The following is a 19,422-nucleotide window of genomic DNA, read 5'->3' as shown; positions in this document are numbered from 1 at the left end:
GGCGGAATCACACTTAGTTAATGAGCTGAACTTTTAAGTAATTTCGCGAGCTGATCAAATAGATTTAGTATTATTTGATTACCACCTTCATTCAGCCAGCTTCTTACTAAACTTAAAGGTAGCTTGCTGGGAGGTGGATCATGCCAAAAAAACAAAATTCAGTTTCAAAAAACCATTACAATCTATGGATTTATTGAACGATTTGGTAATGAGCGTCAATGCTAGGAGTACCTGTTTAACATGAGATGGCGACAAGGCTATCATTGTCCGAACTGCGGCCATGATAAGTACTGCCAGCTCAAATCACGCCCCGTTTATCAGTGTAACAACTGTCATACTCAAACATCTCTGACCTCAGGAACTCTGTTTGCTCACACGAAATTGCCATTAACTGTGTGGCTCATGGCCATTTATCTGATAACCCAAGTAAAAAATGGTTTATCCATCTTGGAGCTGTCGCGCCACTTAGGCATTTCATACAACGCAACTTAGCGCTTGAAGCACAAGCTGATGCAGGCGATGAATGAACGCGATGATAAGAAGCCTCTGAGGGGTTCGTTCAACTTGATGATGCCTATTGGAGCGGCGTTCGCAGAGAATCTAAAGGCCGTGAAGCGAAAGGCAAAAGACCCTTCGTTGCCGCAGTAGCCATGGACGAGAAAGCTCATCCGATAGCGATGCGGTTTAGCGCACTGACTGGTTTCAGAAAACACGAGATAAGCCGTTGGGCGCAAGCACACCTCAGGCCACAAGCCCTTGTAATTTCAGACGGTTTAGCCTGCTTCAGAGGCGTTGAGGATGCTCAGACATTCCACAAGGCCATTATTACAGGCGGTGGCCCCTCTAGCGTCGAGTTGCCCTATTTTAAATGGGTCAACACCATGATTAGTAATGTAAAAAACTCAATTCATGGAACTTATCACGCAATAGGGCTAAAGCACTTACCAAGGTATCTCGCTGAGTTCTGCTACAAGTTCAATCGACGGTACAACTTGGAATTACTGATCGAAAGGCTTATTTTCGCCAGTATTCACACGCCGCCTATGCCGTATCGTCTGCTTACGATGACTGAGCAACGGTGGTAATCGAAATGGACTAAAGGAAAAACCTCGAACTGGACGTCCTGCTTTTCTCTCTAATCTAAAAAGGCAACAGCTAGCCAAGTACATTGAAGATAACGCGACTAAACCTGATGGCGACAGACTCACAGGTTATGATATTCATGACTATATCAAACTGACATTTGGTAAAGAATACAACTCGGACTACATCTATATATTGCTCAAAAAAATGGGCTTTTCATGGATAACCTCTCGCGCAAAGCACCCTAGACAGTCTGATGAAATCCAAGAGGATTTTAAAAAAATTCAAAATCGGAACGATCCTTAAGATCCCCGGACACATAGGGCTTGAGTGTGTTGACGTTTGGTTTCAGGATGAAGCAAGGTTTTGCCCGCAGAACACAACTTCCAGACTTTGGGCAAAAACAGTAACACGTCCACGAGTCATCAAACAGCAGCAGTTCGAGTATGCCTATCTCTTTGGCTCAGTTTGCTCTAGCCATGGAATAGGAAAAACGATAGTTGTCCCTTGGACCAATAAAGATGCCATGAGGCAACATCTCCAGCAAATATCAAATGCAACAGAAAAAGAAAGGCATGCCGTTGTGATAATGGATGGTGTCGGCTGGCATACTGAAGACACTGTTCATCGGTTTCCTAATGTCAGTATCATAAAACTCCCGCCATATTCACCTGAGCTGAATTCAATAGAACAGGTTTGGAGTTGGATGAGGCAGCATCATTTAGCTAATCAAGCTTTTGAAAATTATGATGAGATTGTTGATAAGGTTTGCAGTGCTTGGAATAGCTTTCTCAGTAACACGCAAAGAGTAACGAAGATGTGTACTAGAAGCTGGAGCTGCCTGACCAGTTAATTACCTAGAATGGTATTAGTTCTGTTTGATATTTTATTCTACAGCTAATCAGCTAATTTGTTAATCAAGATGAGTGCTCCGGAAAGTCTGATGAAAACTGATTTCGAGCTCACCACAATACGGTTTCGGCTCCGCCCCTATAAAGTCGCAGATCTCAACGATCTCCTCGATGCAGTACTGACTTCAGTAACGCAACTCCAGCCTTGGCTGGCTTGGTGTACCGATGACTATGACCAACATGACGCCTATGAGTGGATCAATGCCAGTCGCCTAAACTGGCAGAACGATATCAGCTATGAGCTGGCGATTTTTGACCGCCAGAATGAAGAACTGATCGGCAGTATTTCACTCAACAATGTCTCTGTCATTCTAAATTCAGCAGAACTAGGTTACTGGATCAGAACCGACTACCACCAGCAAGGCATTGCAACCGAAGCATGCCAGGCTGTCGCCGATTTCGCATTTAACACCCTTGGCCTAACCCGATTGGAAATTGTTGTCCATACCGGCAACCTTGCCAGTCAGCGAACTGCACTTGCCTGCAAGGCGAAATATGAATGCACCGCCAGAAACCGAATTTACACATCAGGAACAGCCTGTGACGGCATCGTTTTTTCACTCATCCCTGAAGATTTACGCCCCAGCAAGCCATTATTCCCAAGTAAGTGATTCGTTGTTCATCGTAAAAAGGTTTATTATCTACCGGCGGACAAAGTTGGTATGAATTATACGGTTAAGGTACTATGAGCCAGACCTAAAGCTAAGGAGCGGGTATCTATCGTGTTTAAAATTATCATCACTATTGCGATCATCGGCCTTGTCATTTTCTTCATGCAACGCTCTCAAAACAATAAGCAATCAGCAGCTGAAAACATCAAGATTGGTCAGGAGTTTCTGGCTGAAAACGGACAGCAGGAAGGCGTGAAAGCCACAGAGTCCGGCTTACAGTATCTTGTTCTTCAGGAAGGTACCGGCGCGGTACACCCGAAACCGTCTGACAAGGTAACCGTTCACTACCACGGTACGCTGATTGACGGCACCGTATTTGACAGCTCGGTCGAACGTGGCAAAACTATCGAGTTTGGCCTTGGCCAGGTCATCAAAGGCTGGACTGAAGGATTACAGCTGATGGTTGAAGGGGAAAAGACCCGGTTGTTCATTCCCGCAGAGCTTGCCTACGGCAACCGCTCAGTCGGCTCGATCCCGGCCGGTTCGGTACTGATTTTTGATGTCGAGCTCATCAAGATCAATTAAGGCTTTTACCAGCACACGCTAAAAATCATCTAAGTAAACCATGACGACACAAAAACGCCGCTAACAAATAGCGGCGTTTTTATTTCAGGCAACGAATAAGCGCTCGGCTGTTAATGTAGCTTCAGGTTCGGACGCAACACACGGTTAATCCGACCGACCAGCATCATCAGGCCAGTCTTGAATACGCCGTGAAGCGCGACCAGGTGCATACGATACAGCGAGATATACACCACGCGGGCAATACGCCCCTCAACCATCATCGAGCCCTTGGTCAGGTTGCCCATCAGGCTACCTACCGTCGAGAAACGGCTGAGAGAAACCAGTGAGCCATGGTCACTATAGACATAAGGCTTCTGCGCACGATCTGTCATCTTGGCAACAATGTTAGAGAAACAGCGGCTCGCCATCTGGTGCGCGGCCTGAGCGCGCGGCGGTACGAAACTACCGTCCTCTTGCTCGCAGCATGCCAAGTCACCAATCACGTAAATATCGTCATCACGAGTTGTCTGCAGTGTCGGCTTGACCACCAGCTGGTTAATGCGGTTCGTTTCAAGACCCGCAATCTCTTTCATGAAATCAGGCGCCTTGATACCGGCAGCCCACACCATGATTTGAGCCGGGATATGATCGCCGTCTTTGGTTGTCAGGCCGGTTTCATCAGCCTTGGTCACCATGGTCGCCGTACGCACATTCACCCCAAGCTTGGTCAGTTCGCTATGTGCCGCACTGGAGATTCGTGGCGGTAGTGCCGGAAGAATACGCTCGCCCGCCTCAACCAGGTTGACATTAAGGCGCGAACTGTCCAGATCGCCGAAACCATAGGTACGCAGCTCCTTCACCGCGTTATGCAGCTCCGCCGACAACTCGACCCCGGTCGCACCGGCACCGACAATCGCAATATCAACGGTTTTTTGGTCTTTGTTCGCGTGCAACTTCAGGAACTGGTTGTTCATTTCAGTACGGAAACGGTGCGCCTGCTCCGGGCTATCCAGGAAAATACAGTTGTCACGCACACCCGGCGTATTGAAATCATTAGAGGTCGAGCCGATAGCCAATACCAGAATATCGTATTCCAGCTCGCGCTCCGGCATTAATAGCTCGTCGTGCTCATCATAGAGTGCGGCCAGCTTGATTGACTTGTTCTCACGATCAATCGACTGCAGGCTGCCCATCTGAAAATCAAACGAATGGTTTTTTGCGTGAGCACGATAGCTCAGGGCATCAACCCCGGCATCCATCGAACCAGTTGCCACTTCGTGCAGCAGCGGCTTCCACAGGTGGCTGGCTTTGCGATCGACAAGTGTTACTGTTGCACGGCGTTTGCGCCCCAGAGTACGACCTAGCTTGGTCGCAAGCTCAAGACCGCCCGCACCGCCACCAACTACGATAATACGAGTCACGATAACTTCCTCTTATTTTGTATAAATTTTATTGCTCAGAGCCGATTGCCCGTTATTCATCCCTAAACGACAGATGACAACGCTCTGGCTAGCTGACTAATACCAAACTGAACAATGCTCTGGTCACGCAGGCACGCCAAAGTCCACTGTGCAATTTGGTATTGAAGCAGACGGACTGGGCCCGTCTGCGGAGGGTAGGAGGTAATTAACGTGTTTCTTTAAAGGCTTTTATAGTTTGTAGATGCTGCGAGATCTTTTTAAATTTATGCGTTTGATTCTCATCCCAGATGATTTCGTAGTAATCGTCCAAGGCATCTTTTGTATCGCGATTATCTAATACTTCATCATTAGTTGAAAGTATGCAGAGACAATTACCGGCATTTTTTTTACGAAAGTCTGTAACACATTTTGTCGAGATGTCGGCATATTCTTCAGGTCGGTCAATTCTTCCTTCCATGTTCAGTTCGGGGTGCAAATTTGGGTTAAATATGACCTGTTTGATCCCGCACAAAAAGCCGATGCGCTCGGACCAAAAGCCACCGAGCCCTACCCCGCAAATCAGCGGATGAGGATCGCTGGATTCTTCGATTAACTTGTGCACTTCCTTGAGCAAATGCTGCATATCATGCTTAGGATGGAGCGTACTGTAATTCACAAAGCGAACATCAGGGTCAATAAATTGAAGCTGTAGTACCTTTTCATGATTACCTGGGCTTGTAGAATCAAAGCCATGCAGATAGATGATCATTTGTTATCCCCGTCATTCTTATTCTTAACTCTGAATTTAATCTAACACGTTTCGTAAGGTTTAAAAGGCATAAAACACGATTTTCTTAACAAATAAGTGCCATTTACCGCTATTGATTTATCAAAACCGCTACATCTTTGCGGATTGCACTTAACCGATTATCAAAAAACCGAAGCTGGTTCTGTGACAGGCTGTGATTAAATCGCCTTAACAGCTCAAAACGGCGATTAAGGTAAAAATTCAATTCGGACTGAATAGCATCATTTTCCAGGGCAACCAGACGCTGGAGCTCGCGACTCAGCTCAGCTTCAAAGTCCGGCCGCTCTCTATTTGTCATCAGCACACGCCAATTTTGCAGGAACTGATACCAAACAGTGAAAAATTCCGGTTCCATTTCAACCTGATACCCGGCCAGCTCCTTCAGCAAGGACTTTTGCCTGCTGCTCAACGTGCCAACCCAGTCCGCGGCCGTCTCCTGAAGGGCACTCGCCCTTTTATCGATCTTCTGCCTGGTTGTCAGGATCTCGCGCTCTTGCTTAACCTCATCAATGGCAGACTGAATACTACCGTTCAGCTGCGCCACTTGCTGATCATCCAGCAGTTTGAAAGTTGCCGCCAACGGTTTGGCCAGCAGAGCCACTGAATCCTGTCCCAGAGAGGTGAACGAAAAGTGATAGCCACGGACCTGGCCGAACGACAACGGTCGCTGCAAATCGGATTGCAACGCAAAGATGTCACGATGGATCTTTGGCAGCTCCTGCCGACGGTGGATAGCCAATGCTTTGTCCAGCTCGGCATCAAATACCTTTTTCTGGCCGGAGGTCAGCGTGACATAACCAGAAAGGTAATACGGGATCCAGTAGTTGAGAGTATTGTAGCCAAGGCGCATCACACACCCCAGAAGGGTGAGCATGATAAAAGCACCCGTAGCAAAACGCGTCAGCCGTTGGGGCATCTTAACTCCCTTTCAATTGTTTAAGCAGAACAATGAATCGGTGAATTAATAGTGTAGACCTGAGTTTCGGCAGTATATTTCGCAGCAAAGAAACTGCAGGTAAGTTAGTACCGCGAGGAGCCCGTTTCTGAGTTAGCCACTGTTGATAATACCTCTGGCTTGACGCCGTCCAATAGTCAGCTCATGCACGAGACTGAATCATGATTAGAGTAGCTCTCGGAGTAGCTCTCGGAATAGCTCTTGGGCAAGCTTGTCGGCTTCAGTCTGGTAGCTGTTATCTTGCCACACCGTTGCACCGACATAATACCAGAGCATTGCCAGATAACGGCACCAAGGCTGCCATGCCGTTACCGCAGCCAGCCAGCGCTCATGCTCCTGGGTGCCCAGCAGCCGGCAGTAAACCGCAACAGCATGCTCCCGCTCCAAACCACTGGCACTGATCGTTAACGCCAGATCGAGGGATGGGTCACCAGCCGCAGCATATTCCCAGTCAATCACCCGCTTATTGCCGTCAGGCTGGCAAATAATATTGTAGCGACCCAGGTCGTGGTGGCAGCAAGTGTCATCAAACCAGGTCTGCAGAGGGAGGTGCTGAAAATGATTATAAATCTGATTCAATAAGGCAGATTTGAACCTGATGTCGATCTGCTTCCAGTAGTGGGCAGCCTTCTGCTTTACATCAAGACGCCAGCGAGGTACCGGCAAGGCATGAATGTCGACCTGGAGCTGAAGCAACGCCTCATCAGACAGGTTATCAGCAGCCGTCGCCCCTTCAAGCCACTCAACGAGCAAGCCCTTATCTAGCAGCGCAATACTACGCGGGGCCAGATTTGATGACTCAAGATTCTTGAGCACCTGATGCTCACGTTCGCGAGAGAGCCCGAATGCCACGCTTGATTCGGCAATCGGTCGCCATACTGCCTTTGAGTACGTGGCCGTACGTACATTTCGAAGTTCAAGCAACCAGCAACGGTTACTCAGGCCGCCGGTCAGCGGCCTGGCAGAAAGTAACTCGATATCCGGCAAGGCATTCAGCAAAGCGGGATCAAACGTATTCACTCATCGCCTCACGTCTTGACAGAGATCGAGCATATAGTGCTATTACCAGCCCAGCAGGCTCTTGGCTTCCTGCTTGCGGATTTCAGTTTCGTCCGCCCACTCAACCAGACCGGTTTCCAGATCCATCAGGCGCATTGTCATCTTGTAATATACGTCTTTATCGCTACCAGCCTGCTTGACGATGCTTGCCATGTTGCCGTATAGCATGTATTCCGCACCTACCATTTTACCAAACTGAATCGCAGTGCTCTGATTCACCAGCTCATCGTTGTTTTGGAAGTTCAGCTGCTTGCGCACATTTTCAACACGCGTCATATCAACGAAACGGAATTTACCCGAGTTAAGCAGGCGCGTACTGACCGAGTCAGTCACCGATTCGGTATCGATATGTTCACTGGTTTTGTTCTTAATTCCGTCAACAACAATAATTGGTCGGTTGCCGTTTCCGGTGATGTAGGCCACAGAACCTGAGCTCAGCATGCTATCAGTCATTTCCTCAGCAATCTTTTGCAGATCCGTCGAGCCAAACTCGATAGTCGTGGTTTCTGCAGCCTGTGCATCGCCGTAGCTGACCTTCTGCGCACAACCACCCATCAATGCAGCTACGCCTAATAATGCAATTACGCTTTTTTTCATCTTATTACCTTTCATTACTGTTGTCGCAGAACAGGCCACCGGGGTGGCCTCAATCCCCATTAATAATCCGCTTCGCGGATATAGATACGATACTGTTTGGCTTCAGGCTTTCTGGCAACCGCCTGCAAAGTGACTGAGTCCCGCCCATGAAGTACAAACTGGCGCCACGGACTGTCACTGCCGTAGACTTCCAACCCCTGAGCATCGTACCAGTAGAAGCGGTATTGCAACTTCATATCCGAATCGACTTTACTGGTAACGGGTACACCCGCCTTCATCAACCCATTCGTTTCAGCAACTATCGCTTTCTCGATTTCGATCTGGCCTGCCAGCGATGAATTGCCAATCACGACGTTCTGGTTGCTGCTTTCAATACTGATCCCCGATGTTGTCGACGAACAGGCGGAAAGCGCCAGCGCGAACACCAAGACAGAAATATATTTCATCATTAACTCTCCCCTAACAATACCGACCACCAGCTAAGCTGATTTCCCTGGCGGGAAACCCAGACCATTGTGGTTCGTCCTGCCGCAACCTTGATGTCCAGGCTCTGGCCGCTCCAGCTGAGTTTATGTGTCCCTGCTTGTAAATCAGTATGATACATACTGATTGAAGATGGTAGAGATTGCCAGCTTCGGGTATCCGGTTGCTCGGTCAGCGTATTAAAAATGTTAGCGAGCGCATTGCCCAGTTCATTGCCATTCTTCGCTGCCGATTTCCTGACTTCGTCTTTTGCCAATACCCGTAACGCCTGACGGACCACTATCACCGGCAGCTCCTCGTTCAGGCTGTTCCTGGCCATATTGTCGACGTTCGCTAGCTCACTCCCGTTAACGGGCTTATCATCAAGCACCAATGTACTCATCGGCGGGCGAGTGGAATTACGGTAGTAAGGCAATGACAGGTTATAAATCACCCCGTCGCCGCGACTGTCCTGTAGCCACAGGGGCAAGCGCCATCCGTCTCGGGCCAGAACAACCCCCTGCTCGTCCAGAATGACCACCCGGCCTTCTCCTGCCTTGGCCGGCGCGTATTTGCCATACCGCGCCTGCAGCCGGGTAAGGTCCTCGGTCATCTGCATCCGCGTCGCAAGCCGCAATACGGTATTAGCGATATATATATTGTTCGGTGCGACCGCCAGGGCCCGCTTATAGTCGATATAGGCACTGTTCAGATCACCGTCGGCCTCATACAAAATACCCGACAGGTAGAACAAATAGCCATTTTGTACATTGGCGAGCTTCTCCCCGGCATCCGGGTAACGGGCCAGCACGGCACCGAGATTCTGGTTCAGCCCCTTGCGCTGTGCCTCCTGGGCCGCCTGACCAAGCTCAGCCTCGCGCAGTTTCTTGGCCGCTTCCTGAACCTGGTTGGCCCTTCGGACCTCTACCAGCGCCCCTTCCAGATCCTTTTGATGGATATAGTTGAGAGCAAGGTAAAGGTGCATAAAACCCAGCTCGTAATCCGCGGGCTGGTAGGTGATCATATTGTCATTGGTCAGCAGTGCCCCGGCCTGATTCAGGCCTTCGGACAACTGGATCACGGCCTGCCGCTGCTGCTCTTTGACCGCCATATCTGCACGCTGAAGCGCGGCAAAACTGTCCGGGTACTGCCCGGCGACAAAATTCACCCGCCCCCGCTCCATCCCGTCAAGGATATCTCCTGCCGGGGCATCAGGGAGGGCTTCGACCGCCTCGGTGTAATTACCCTGTTGCAAGGCTTGGTGAACCTGCGCATTCGACGCGCTGTAATGACTGAATAAACTCTGAGTCGACAAGTTCGCACAGGCCGTTATGCTCAGCGATAACATCAGCACTGCGGCACGTTTTAGCATTGTGTTAGTAACCCATATTCAAAAACAAAAAAGTCTGAGTGTTCATAGTAAAAGAACATAATCCACTCAGACCTGATCCAGCAATATTAGTTCCCGCGGTTATCACGGCGATCTATTGTTACTTACCCAACCAGCATCGGGCCTAATGGGCGACCGGCAAGAAGATGCATGTGAATGTGGTACACTTCCTGACCGCCATGCGGGTTGCAATTGACAATCAGACGGTATCCGTCCTCCGATACCCCTTCTTTCTCTGCCAGCTTACGTGCAACCGTAAACAGACGCCCCATCATGGCTTCATCATCCGCTTCGACGTCATTGACCGTCGGAATAAGTTTGTTGGGAATAATTAGGATATGGCTTGGCGCACGCGGATTAATATCCCGAAATGCAGTCACTAAATCATCCTGATATAGGACATCTGCCGGAATTTCCTTACGAATAATTTTACTGAAGATAGTTTCTTCTGCCATATCATGCTCCATTTACTATGTTGTGTCTCAGGTTATCTCCTGTCAGTGGAGTATGCTTGAGTCCAAACTATAGAGCAATATTGAACACCGTTTTAAACCATTAATCCAGTAAATATTTCATAAATTAAGTTATTTTTTGATGCCGCCGTCAAAGTATGTAGCGCTGAATTTCATTTATCATTTGCTGCTACTGCTCGTCCCCATGGCAAGATGCTAGAGTGGTATGTGTCGATTTTGTCTTTTTTAGTTTGCTTTTTTTGCTACTTAAAATTACAACATCACAATTTATACGAAGGTCAATAACATAATTACAGCTTCGTATTAATGTACTTTATGTGGGCTTGCTGTCGCTCACGTTTGCCAGAGTTTAGGGATATTATGAAGACAACAAGACAGACCTCTGTCATTCGACGTATGTACACTGGTTTTGCGGTAATGGTCATACTGTTTGCTGCAACCATTTTTCTGATGCTGGATGGAACAAACCGGATCCACAACCAACTAAAAACGGTCACATCTGATGCCCTGCCGCTGGTGTCTACCGCCAACCAGACTAGTGTTCGACTTCTTGCCGCCGACAAAATATTCAAGGACTTTCTCACCAGCCAGAATCCGGAACGGATGAAGGCCTACGAAGAAAATTTCAGTCAGGCCCACACCGCCTTTATCGCAGCGCTTGATCAGCTCCGTGAAGCCGCGGCGGGGAATGATGCCCTAAGCACCCAATTGAGCGAGCTTATCGCCCTGGAAGAACGGTATTTTTCCGAAGCCCATGTCGCGATGGATAACTATCGTGCCCAGCTACTTGCACAAGAAGCCCGATTAAAGTCAGCACGCCGTTTTCAGCAGCTCCACAACGAGCTAAATACCCGGATGAAAGAGTACGTCGAAGATCAGAGCAGTATTTCTGTCAAAATGATCGCAAAAAACTATTTCATCAAGCTTCGCCAGACCGAAACCATCACCTCTGACGCACTGGCGACAGATAACATCACGGTCATCGAAAAAGCGGTCAAGAGCAACAAGCGAAACGTCAACCACCTCGGTAACGCCTATCGCTCACTCACCGCCCTGATCCCGGAGCTCAAAGGCACCTTCGACAAATCTATTGCCCAGTACACCCTTGATATCGGCAAGTCCGGCGGGGTACTGGATGTGCATTTTCGCTACATCGAAGCCCGCAACCGCCTCTACGACAACATCGCGACACTGGCTAATGAAATCGATCAGGCTACCAACCTGCTCGATACCTTCAGAACCAAGGCCAACGATTACATGGAAAGCGCCATCGCCAATGCCGACAGCGCCTATAGCCGTGGGCTGACCAATGCCGTTCTGATCGGTATCGGTGCGACCCTGTTTGCCGTTTTTATCGGCTGGTACCTGGCGCAGAGTGTCCGCAAACCGCTTGAATCAACGCTGAAGACCCTGGAAGCACTCACCACCGGTGACATGACCAAGCGTAGCGACAACAACAATTTCGTCGAATTCAACAAGCTCAGCCGCCATATCAATACGCTGGCCGATAACTTACAAGAAGTACTGGGCAAACTCAGCCAGGCATCTCAGGACCTGACATCGGTTGCCGAGGAAAACCAGTCAACAACCACCGAAGCCAAAAACCGTCTCAACGAGCAACGACAGCAAACAGCCTCTGTTGCCACCGCCATGACCGAGATGGAACAATCTGTGACGGATGTCTCACACAGTGCACAAAACACTATGGAGCGGGTCCACGAGGTAGAGAAAGCATCCAACACCGGCCGCGAAGTCATGAGTCGCAATATCAACACTGCCCACCAGCTCTCCGAGCGTCTGGACGAGTCAGTGAATGCGGTATCCAAGCTTCAGGAGATGAGTAGCAGTATCGGTTCAATTCTGGATGTTATCCGTAACATCGCCGATCAAACCAACCTGCTGGCACTGAATGCAGCCATTGAGGCAGCTCGGGCCGGCGATCAAGGCCGCGGTTTTGCCGTCGTCGCCGACGAGGTTCGCGTACTGGCCAAGCGCACCACCGACTCGACAGCGGAAATTGAAACCATGATTCAAAGCCTGCAGTCACGTTCCGGTCAGGCAGTATCTGTGATGCAAAGCTGTGTTAGCGAGATGGAGAACAGTATTACCCAGGCGTCGGATGCCAATAGCGCGATGGAGGAAATTCAGGCTATCATCTTCGAAATCAGCCAGATGAGCTCACAAATTGCCCAGGCCGCCGAAGAACAGCGTACGACGACAACCTCCATCGCCCGTAGCCTGGAAGATATCAGCCATATTGCTGACTCCAACTACAGCTCAATGGAAGAAGTCGCCGAAGCCAGCAGCAAGCTCGATAGCCTGGCTCACCAGCAAAATGACCTGGTCATGCGATTTAAGCTGTAACTGAGATACATCTACGGCAGCAATCACTAAAGCCAGCATTATTGCTGGCTTTAATTTATCAGCAGGAGTTATCAGCCCGAACCGATACACAACTGAGAGCCATAACAGTGCAAACGATTGCGCTTTAAATCATCAACTGGTTACTTTGTTTGATCATTGCGCTTTACTTAAGGTAGGGATGCTTTTAGAATCGGGCAAATTTTTTGGGAGGGAAGCAATTATGACGACAATTTCGATTACACGTCCTGATGACTGGCACACGCACTTACGTGATGGCGAGGTATTAAAAGATACCGTCCGTGATATCAGTCAGTATATGGGGCGGGCAATCATCATGCCGAACCTGGTTCCACCGGTTACCGATACTGACGCTGCATTGGCCTACCGCGATCGTATCCTTGCCGAAAAACCTCAAGGCAACTTCTCCCCTCTAATGACGCTATACCTCACCGACAACACCTCCCCTGAAGAGATTCGTAAAGCAAAAGCCACCGGCCACATCTATGCGGCAAAGCTTTACCCGGCAGGTGCAACCACCAACTCCGATTCCGGCGTGACCTCCATCGACAAGCTAATACCTACGCTACAGGCAATGCAAGAGGTTGACATGCTGTTGCTTATCCATGGTGAAGTCACCACTCACGATGTCGATATCTTCGACCGCGAGAAGACGTTCCTTGATACGGTACTTGCCCCGATTGTCGAGCAGATGCCGGACCTAAAGATTGTTGTTGAGCACATCACAACAAAGGACGCCGTTGAGTTCGTCACCAACGCCGGTCCTAATGTGGGTGCAACCATCACCGCCCATCACCTGATGTTCAACCGAAACCACATGCTGGTTGGCGGGATCCGTCCGCATTTCTACTGCCTGCCAATCCTGAAGCGCAACATCCACCAGCAGGCACTCATTGAAGCGGCGACCAGCGGCAGCCCTAAGTTCTTTCTCGGTACTGACTCTGCCCCTCACGCCCAAGGCCGCAAAGAGTCAGCCTGTGGCTGTGCCGGCTCCTACACCGCCCATGCCGCTATTGAACTCTACGCTGAAGTGTTCGAGCAGGCAGGCGCGCTGGATAAGCTTGAAGCCTTTGCCAGCTTCAACGGCCCTGACTTCTACGGCCTGCCACGCAATACCGATACCATTACCCTTGTCAAAGAGAGCTGGACCGTACCGGAGACGATGTCCTTCGGCAGTGACGTGGTCGTACCTATCCGTGCAGGCGAAGAAATGAACTGGAAAGTTATCGCCAGCTAAACGGCCGATAACCATAAGCCAACCAGGCAATGAAAAGGGCTCCCGCGGGAGCCCTTTGAATATCTAGCGACTGGTATCGAATTGATGCTAAACCATACCTAGGCCGCCTGTGGTACTTTCAGGTGATGGAACATCCGGTACAGAACCGGTACCACAATCAGTGTCAGCACGGTTGCAAAACCCAGCCCGAACATGATCGTCACCGCCATCGGCTTGAAGAACACATCCGGCAACAGCGGGATCATCCCCAATACCGTGGTAATAGCCGCCATACATACCGGGCGGACACGACTCACAGCTGCATCGACCACTGCCTGATACTTTTCCTTGCCGCTGCTGATCTCAATCTCGATCTGATCGAGCAGAACGATACCGTTTTTGACCAGCATGCCCGACAGACTCAAAAAGCCCAGCAACGCCATAAAGCCAAACGGTGTATTCAGCAACAGCAATCCTGTCGTCACCCCGATAATCGCCAGCGGCACTGTCGCCCATACAATCACGGCTTCTTTAACCTTGTTGAACAAGAAAATGGTGATCAGGAACATAAACAGATAACCCATTGGCATGGTCTGGAACAATGACGCCTTGGCATCGGCTGACGATTCATACTCGCCGCCCCATTCCAGCGAGTAGCCCGGAGGGAAGTCCAGCGCCTCAATTTTAGACTGGATACGGCCCTGCAGAGTCGCCGCGGTTTCATCCCCCAAAGGATCAGGATCGGCCATGATAGTCAGCATTCGCTTACGGTTCTTACGTACCACCAGCGGATCTTCCCAGATCACATTCACCCCGAGCATCACCTGCTGAATAGGAATATAACCCTGAATAGCCGGGCTCCAAATCTTCATCCCTTCAATGGTGCTGACATCCACACGCTCCTCATCGGGCAAGCGCGCCACAATCGGCATTAGGTTGGTGCCGTCACGATAGAGACCGACAGACAAGCCGGAGAACGCCATCTGCAGCAGATCATCGACGTCAGATTTGGTGATCCCGTAGCGGCGGGCCTGGCTTTCATTGAAGATAGGCTCGAGTACCTTGGTCCGCTCACGCCAGTCATGGCGCACATTAAAGGCACCGGGATCAGCACGCATAATATCCACAGCCTGCTGGGCCAGGCCCCGGAGCACCGTCGGATCGGGCCCGACCAGACGAGCTTCAATCTTAGAGCCTGATGACGGGCCAAGCTCGATACGCTTGAGCTTGTATTCAATGTCAGGGTGTTTGGTGTCGAGCTCGTCGCTGACTTTTCTCAGCATCGGCATTACGTCTTCATAAGTGTCGACGCGGATTATCAGCTCGCCATAGGCCGCATAGCTTTTTTCCGGCGAATAGGTCAGCATAAAACGCTGTGCCCCTTTACCGGCACTGGATGAAACGTGGCTGACGTTCTCCTGCTGGCTGGCCCACTCTTCAAGCTCATGCAATTTATCGTTGGTCGAGCGAATGTCTGTTCCTTCCGGCAACCACACGTCAACCATGAACATCGGTGTTGTCGACGACGGGAAGAAGGACTGTTTCAGCTGCGTAAAGCCATACAGACTTGCACCAAGCATCGCGATCAAGACAATCACAGTTAGCCACGCATTCCTCATGCAGGCTTCGAGCGCTTTCTTGTATGTGACAAAAACAAACCCTTTGTACGGGTCATCGTTCTCGCCATCACCTTTATTCTTGACGCCCTTAAAGAACATATCGGCAAAAAACGGGGTTAGCGAAATAGCCGTAAACCAGCTCAGCATCAGAGAAATCAACAATACACTGAACAGGGTGGCACAATATTCACCGGTCGAGTCTTGCGACAATCCGATCGGCGCAAAAGCGGTGACCGCGATAACCGTGGCCCCAAGTAGCGGCCATTTGGTCTGAGTTACGATATCGGACGCCGCCTGCATCCGCGTCCGACCTTTTTGCACCCCTATCAAAACCCCTTCGACAACAACAATGGCATTATCCACCAGCATCCCGAGGGCGATGACCAGAGCCCCGAGCGATATTCGCTGCAAGTCGATCGCCATCCAGCTCATAAAGACGAAGGTTCCCAGTACGGTTAACAGTAATATCAAACCGATCAGGATGCCCGAGCGAAGCCCCATAAAGAACAGCAGAACAACGATAACAATGGCTACGGCCTGGCCGAGACTGACTATGAATCCCTTGACGGATTTATCGACCTCATCAGGCTGGCTGTAAATCACGCCAATATCAATCCCAACAGGCTGCTGCTCTTTCAGCTCGTCCAGACGGCGGTAGACCCCTTTACCGATTTCCACGACGTTGACGCCATCGACAAACGAAACGCCGACACTCAGTGCTACCTTACCGTTGTAGCTCAACAGGTTATCAGGCACTTCTTTAAACCCGCGCTTGATTTCCGCTACATCGCGCAGGTAAATCAGCCCTTGGGCACCGCTCTCGGTAATAATCAAATCACCCAGCGCATCCACATCGGTAAACTCCCCGGTCGGGTGGACACGAATATACTCGGTCCCGATTTTGACCGCACCGGCGCTCGAGACCAAGTTCTGCGTCGCCAGGGTGTTGTAAATCGTCTGCGGCGAAATACCCAGGCTGCTCAACCGCTGCAGGGAGATTTCGATAAACACCTGTTCTTGCTGGGTTCCCGTAACAGAGACCTTAGCAACCCCGTCTACCAACTCAACCTCACGGCGAAGATAGTCGACATAGTCATTGAGTTCTTTGTACGAATACCCATCCCCCGTGATTGCCAGCAAAATACCGAACACATCACCGAAGTCATCAACGACTGACGGCTCTGCAACGCCCGGTGGAAGATTCGGTTCAAGATCGTTCACCTTGCGGCGCAGCTCATCCCAGATTTGCGGCAAGTCATCAGGACCGTAATTGTTCTTCATTGTCACCGTGATCTGTGACAGTCCACGACTGGAGATGGAGTTGACTTCATCCACATAAGCCAGTTGCTGGATTTCCTTCTCAATCGGATAGGTCACCTCTTCTTCAACCTGAAGCGGAGTCGCCCCCGGGTAGGCCGTCACCACCATGGCATCCTTGATAGTAAATGCCGGGTCTTCCAAGCGGCCCAGGCCAAAGAAGGCCATGGTCCCGCCAATCAGGAAGATCAGCGACAGCATCCAGCTAATGACTTTGTTTTTAATAAAATAGGCTGCGATATCTTGTTTCATTATTGTTCAGCCTCCTTGGCAATCACGTCCACCTGCTGACCTTCTCGCAAACGGTTTCCGCCCGCTACCACGATAGTTTCCCCTTCCTCAAGTCCCGCCAGCAAGCGAACGCCTTCAGGGACAACTTTATCGGTTACCACACGGCGCTTGATTACTGTCTTGCCATCGTTTACTACCCAAACATACTTGTCTGTTGATGACAGGTTATCGCCATCTTCATTAAAAATGGCCTCCAGTGGGATCACAGGCTCGCCCTTTCTGTAGATTTTCAGTTTTTGCGCATCAGCCCGGACTTCTACGGCCATCCCGTCAAGGATGAAGCGATCCTCCGGCATCGGCATGGTCAAAGTAACCAGGAACGAGCCTGACTCCGGATCCGGCTCTGTGGTAAATTCCTTCAGGGAGGCCTGATACTCCGCACCATCGTCAAGCACCACCCGCGCGCCGGGTTTTGATTCCTGAATATCAACAGCAGAGCTTTGGGAATAAATGAGGTCCGGTGCCTGGATCAAAATATCGACACTGTTGGCACTATGAATGTTCATCACCTGCTGGCCGACTTGTATGTTCTCGAACTGCTCGATAGGCACCCGGGAAATCACCCCGTCAAAAGGAGCAACCAGCTTGGTAAACGTCAGGTTCAGCTTGGCGATGTTGAGCCTTGCCCGGGCAATCTTACGCTGCGCCCGCAACTCATCAAACTGCGACTGGGCCAGGAAGCCTTTGTCAACCAACTTGGCCGAGCGCCGATACTGACTATCGGCCACATTGTACTTCGCCTGTGCATCATCAACTTCCAACTGATAGTCCGTTGGATCCAGCTCGGCAAGCAACTGGTTCTTTTTGACAAAATCCCCAGGGCGCACCGCGATACGGGTCACCTCGCCCTGAATTCGAAATGATAGGCTGGATTTATCGGCCGCTGCCGCCACGGCAGGAAAGGTCAATTGCGGCGCGGCATCAGCCAAGGCAACAACATCCACGCTGACGGGTTGTACAATTTGCCGCTCTTCTACCACTGGCTTTTCACAGCCTTGTAATGTGAAGACCGCCCCCAGCGCCAATGAGATCAAGGATAGCTTTTTCATCTTACAGCCCTCGCTCCTTAACCCAGGCACGCACTTTCTGGCCTTCCTGAAGTTCGCCTACGCCAGAAATCGCAATCTGATCGCCATCATTCAACCCAGCGACCACACGTCCCTTATCGTCCAACTCAACTTCGGTCTTGTGTGCAATACCGGCTTCGTCGACATACCAGACATAAGTTGCGCTTCCCTCTCGAATAACTGCCCGTTTAGGAATCGCCCCCGAATTACCTTTCGGGATCGCAATTTTCACCAGCCCCGCCATACCGGGAAGAATATTCTTGCCTTCAGGGCGCTCCATAAACAGCGTCACCTTATAGCTCGACGTTGTGGGATCAGCCTCGGTGTCAATCTCTTTAAACTCGGCCGGGTAGACTTCGTCAGGGATCGTATCGAAAATAACGCTTGGCTGAGTATCTGACTGCCCCTGATAGCGGGCTAAAAGGTGTTCAGGCAACTGGAAGGTGACATTGATCAGACCGGCGCTCTGGATATGCATAACCGGCTCTTTGGCCATGATATATTCATAGTTTTCAATCAATGACAGAGAAAGTGTCCCGTCGTAGGGCGCAACCAGAGTTGCGTAGCCCAGGTTTGATTTTTGTTTGCTCAAGGCTGCCTTGGCCTGTTTTAACTCGGCCTTGGAGGTATCGAAATCCAGCTCCGACACTACGTTGGTTTTTCTGAGCTCCTTGTCTCGCTTGAACTGCACATAAGCCAGTTCATAGTTCGCCTGCGCCTGTTCAACCAGCAAAGTAAGCTCATCCGGATTCAAGCTGGCCAGCTTTTGTCCCCGCTTAACATCTTCACCCGGGTTAACATCCAATGAAACAATCTGCCCCGAGACCCTAAACGCCAGTACAGCCTTGTCCCCGGCCTCAACGGTGGCCGGAAAAGTACGGAATGTTTCATTGTCACCCACGGATACCGCCTGGAGTTTTACCGGCCTCGATTCCGGCTCAGGTACCTCTACCTCTTTCTCACCGCACCCTGACACTAGCAAGCCAGTAATGACGGTCGCTAATAGCGCGCGCCCCATACAACCTCTCCAAAATTATTTTTGTCTACTCTTGTTTTTTCTTCTGGTGTTAAGCGCAAGATCACCAGCCGCTGCTACATTCACAACAAAAAGCCTTTGACCACAAGGTACTAGTGTAGCCAATAAAACGACACAGAAACCCAACAAACCACGAAAAAGAAGAAAAAACAATTCATTAAGCCGAACCGCCGGACCTTAC

The 19,422-nt window shown here is 50.2% G+C and carries 17 protein-coding genes and 1 pseudogene; 7 read left to right on the top strand and 11 right to left on the bottom strand.

Features of this window, described 5'->3' with window-relative positions:
• The first annotated feature begins 126 nt into the window (after positions 1–126).
• The 5 genes and pseudogenes from L4D19_RS09665 to bamJ all read left to right on the top strand — a co-directional run bounded on the left by L4D19_RS09665 (position 127) and on the right by bamJ (position 3,190).
• Positions 127–1,085, top strand: a pseudogene (locus tag L4D19_RS09665) (IS1595 family transposase).
• Complete coding sequence (locus L4D19_RS09660) at positions 1,069–1,389, top strand: helix-turn-helix domain-containing protein (protein WP_428452325.1); 321 nt, start codon at positions 1,069–1,071, stop codon at positions 1,387–1,389. Before L4D19_RS09665 ends, L4D19_RS09660 begins: the two are co-directional and overlap by 17 nt.
• The gene (locus L4D19_RS09655) at positions 1,340–1,936 is read left to right on the top strand and encodes an IS630 family transposase (protein ID WP_428452283.1); all 597 of its coding nucleotides are present in this window, start codon (positions 1,340–1,342) and stop codon (positions 1,934–1,936) included. Before L4D19_RS09660 ends, L4D19_RS09655 begins: the two co-directional genes overlap by 50 nt.
• Positions 1,937–2,026: 90 nt before the next feature.
• Positions 2,027–2,605, top strand: coding sequence for a GNAT family N-acetyltransferase (locus tag L4D19_RS09650; protein WP_428452282.1), 579 nt, complete (start codon positions 2,027–2,029; stop codon positions 2,603–2,605).
• Positions 2,606–2,716: 111 nt separating this feature from the next.
• Positions 2,717–3,190: a BamJ family beta-barrel-assembly machinery protein gene (gene bamJ, locus L4D19_RS09645; protein ID WP_428452281.1), complete on the top strand. Its 474-nt coding sequence runs from the start codon at positions 2,717–2,719 to the stop codon at positions 3,188–3,190.
• A gap of 110 nt (positions 3,191–3,300) precedes the next feature.
• Here the strand turns inward: bamJ and L4D19_RS09640 are convergent, their stop codons facing one another.
• From L4D19_RS09640 to hinT, 8 genes are all read right to left on the bottom strand, one after another.
• Positions 3,301–4,590, bottom strand: coding sequence for an FAD-dependent oxidoreductase (locus L4D19_RS09640; RefSeq protein WP_160648210.1), 1,290 nt, complete (start codon positions 4,588–4,590; stop codon positions 3,301–3,303).
• 205 nt (positions 4,591–4,795) lie between these two features.
• On the bottom strand, positions 4,796–5,338 hold the full coding sequence (gene ycfP / locus L4D19_RS09635) for an alpha/beta hydrolase YcfP (RefSeq protein ID WP_428452280.1): 543 nt from the start codon (positions 5,336–5,338) through the stop codon (positions 4,796–4,798).
• A gap of 109 nt (positions 5,339–5,447) precedes the next feature.
• Positions 5,448–6,293, bottom strand: a complete 846-nt coding sequence (locus tag L4D19_RS09630; protein ID WP_428452279.1) for a DUF6279 family lipoprotein — start codon at positions 6,291–6,293, stop codon at positions 5,448–5,450.
• Between the two features lie 204 nt (positions 6,294–6,497).
• The gene (locus tag L4D19_RS09625) at positions 6,498–7,352 is read right to left on the bottom strand and encodes a phosphotransferase (protein ID WP_428452278.1); all 855 of its coding nucleotides are present in this window, start codon (positions 7,350–7,352) and stop codon (positions 6,498–6,500) included.
• 42 nt (positions 7,353–7,394) lie between these two features.
• Entirely contained in the window at positions 7,395–7,988 is a 594-nt protein-coding gene (gene lpoB / locus L4D19_RS09620) for a penicillin-binding protein activator LpoB (RefSeq protein ID WP_428452277.1), read from the bottom strand.
• 59 nt (positions 7,989–8,047) lie between these two features.
• Positions 8,048–8,434: a YcfL family putative periplasmic lipoprotein gene (locus L4D19_RS09615; protein ID WP_160648495.1), complete on the bottom strand. Its 387-nt coding sequence runs from the start codon at positions 8,432–8,434 to the stop codon at positions 8,048–8,050.
• 2 nt (positions 8,435–8,436) lie between these two features.
• Entirely contained in the window at positions 8,437–9,822 is a 1,386-nt protein-coding gene (locus tag L4D19_RS09610) for a COG3014 family protein (RefSeq protein ID WP_428452276.1), read from the bottom strand.
• Between the two features lie 122 nt (positions 9,823–9,944).
• The gene (gene hinT, locus L4D19_RS09605) at positions 9,945–10,295 is read right to left on the bottom strand and encodes a purine nucleoside phosphoramidase (RefSeq protein WP_160648204.1); all 351 of its coding nucleotides are present in this window, start codon (positions 10,293–10,295) and stop codon (positions 9,945–9,947) included.
• Between the two features lie 378 nt (positions 10,296–10,673).
• On the opposite strand from hinT, the gene L4D19_RS09600 reads away from it, so the two are divergent.
• Together L4D19_RS09600 and pyrC are read left to right on the top strand one after the other, a co-directional pair.
• Positions 10,674–12,677 carry a methyl-accepting chemotaxis protein gene (locus L4D19_RS09600; RefSeq protein WP_428452275.1) on the top strand — a complete coding sequence of 668 codons (2,004 nt, stop codon included), beginning with the start codon at positions 10,674–10,676 and terminating at the stop codon, positions 12,675–12,677.
• Positions 12,678–12,897: 220 nt separating this feature from the next.
• Entirely contained in the window at positions 12,898–13,932 is a 1,035-nt protein-coding gene (gene pyrC / locus L4D19_RS09595; RefSeq protein WP_428452274.1) for a dihydroorotase, read from the top strand.
• A 98-nt stretch (positions 13,933–14,030) separates the two neighbouring features.
• Here pyrC and L4D19_RS09590 read toward each other — a convergent pair whose 3' ends face one another.
• The 3 genes from L4D19_RS09590 to L4D19_RS09580 are packed head-to-tail and all read right to left on the bottom strand — an operon-like array spanning position 14,031 to position 19,223.
• Positions 14,031–17,099, bottom strand: a complete 3,069-nt coding sequence (locus L4D19_RS09590; RefSeq protein WP_428452273.1) for an efflux RND transporter permease subunit — start codon at positions 17,097–17,099, stop codon at positions 14,031–14,033.
• Positions 17,099–18,187 carry an efflux RND transporter periplasmic adaptor subunit gene (locus tag L4D19_RS09585; protein WP_428452272.1) on the bottom strand — a complete coding sequence of 363 codons (1,089 nt, stop codon included), beginning with the start codon at positions 18,185–18,187 and terminating at the stop codon, positions 17,099–17,101. Before L4D19_RS09585 ends, L4D19_RS09590 begins: the two co-directional genes overlap by 1 nt.
• A gap of 1 nt (position 18,188) precedes the next feature.
• Complete coding sequence (locus L4D19_RS09580) at positions 18,189–19,223, bottom strand: efflux RND transporter periplasmic adaptor subunit (protein ID WP_428452271.1); 1,035 nt, start codon at positions 19,221–19,223, stop codon at positions 18,189–18,191.
• Between the last annotated feature and the right edge of the window lie 199 nt (positions 19,224–19,422).

Origin of the sequence: Photobacterium kasasachensis, assembly GCF_050336885.1 — a bacterium.
Classification (GTDB): Bacteria; Pseudomonadota; Gammaproteobacteria; order Enterobacterales; family Vibrionaceae; genus Photobacterium; species Photobacterium kasasachensis.
This window is presented reverse-complemented; position numbering and strand designations above follow the sequence as displayed.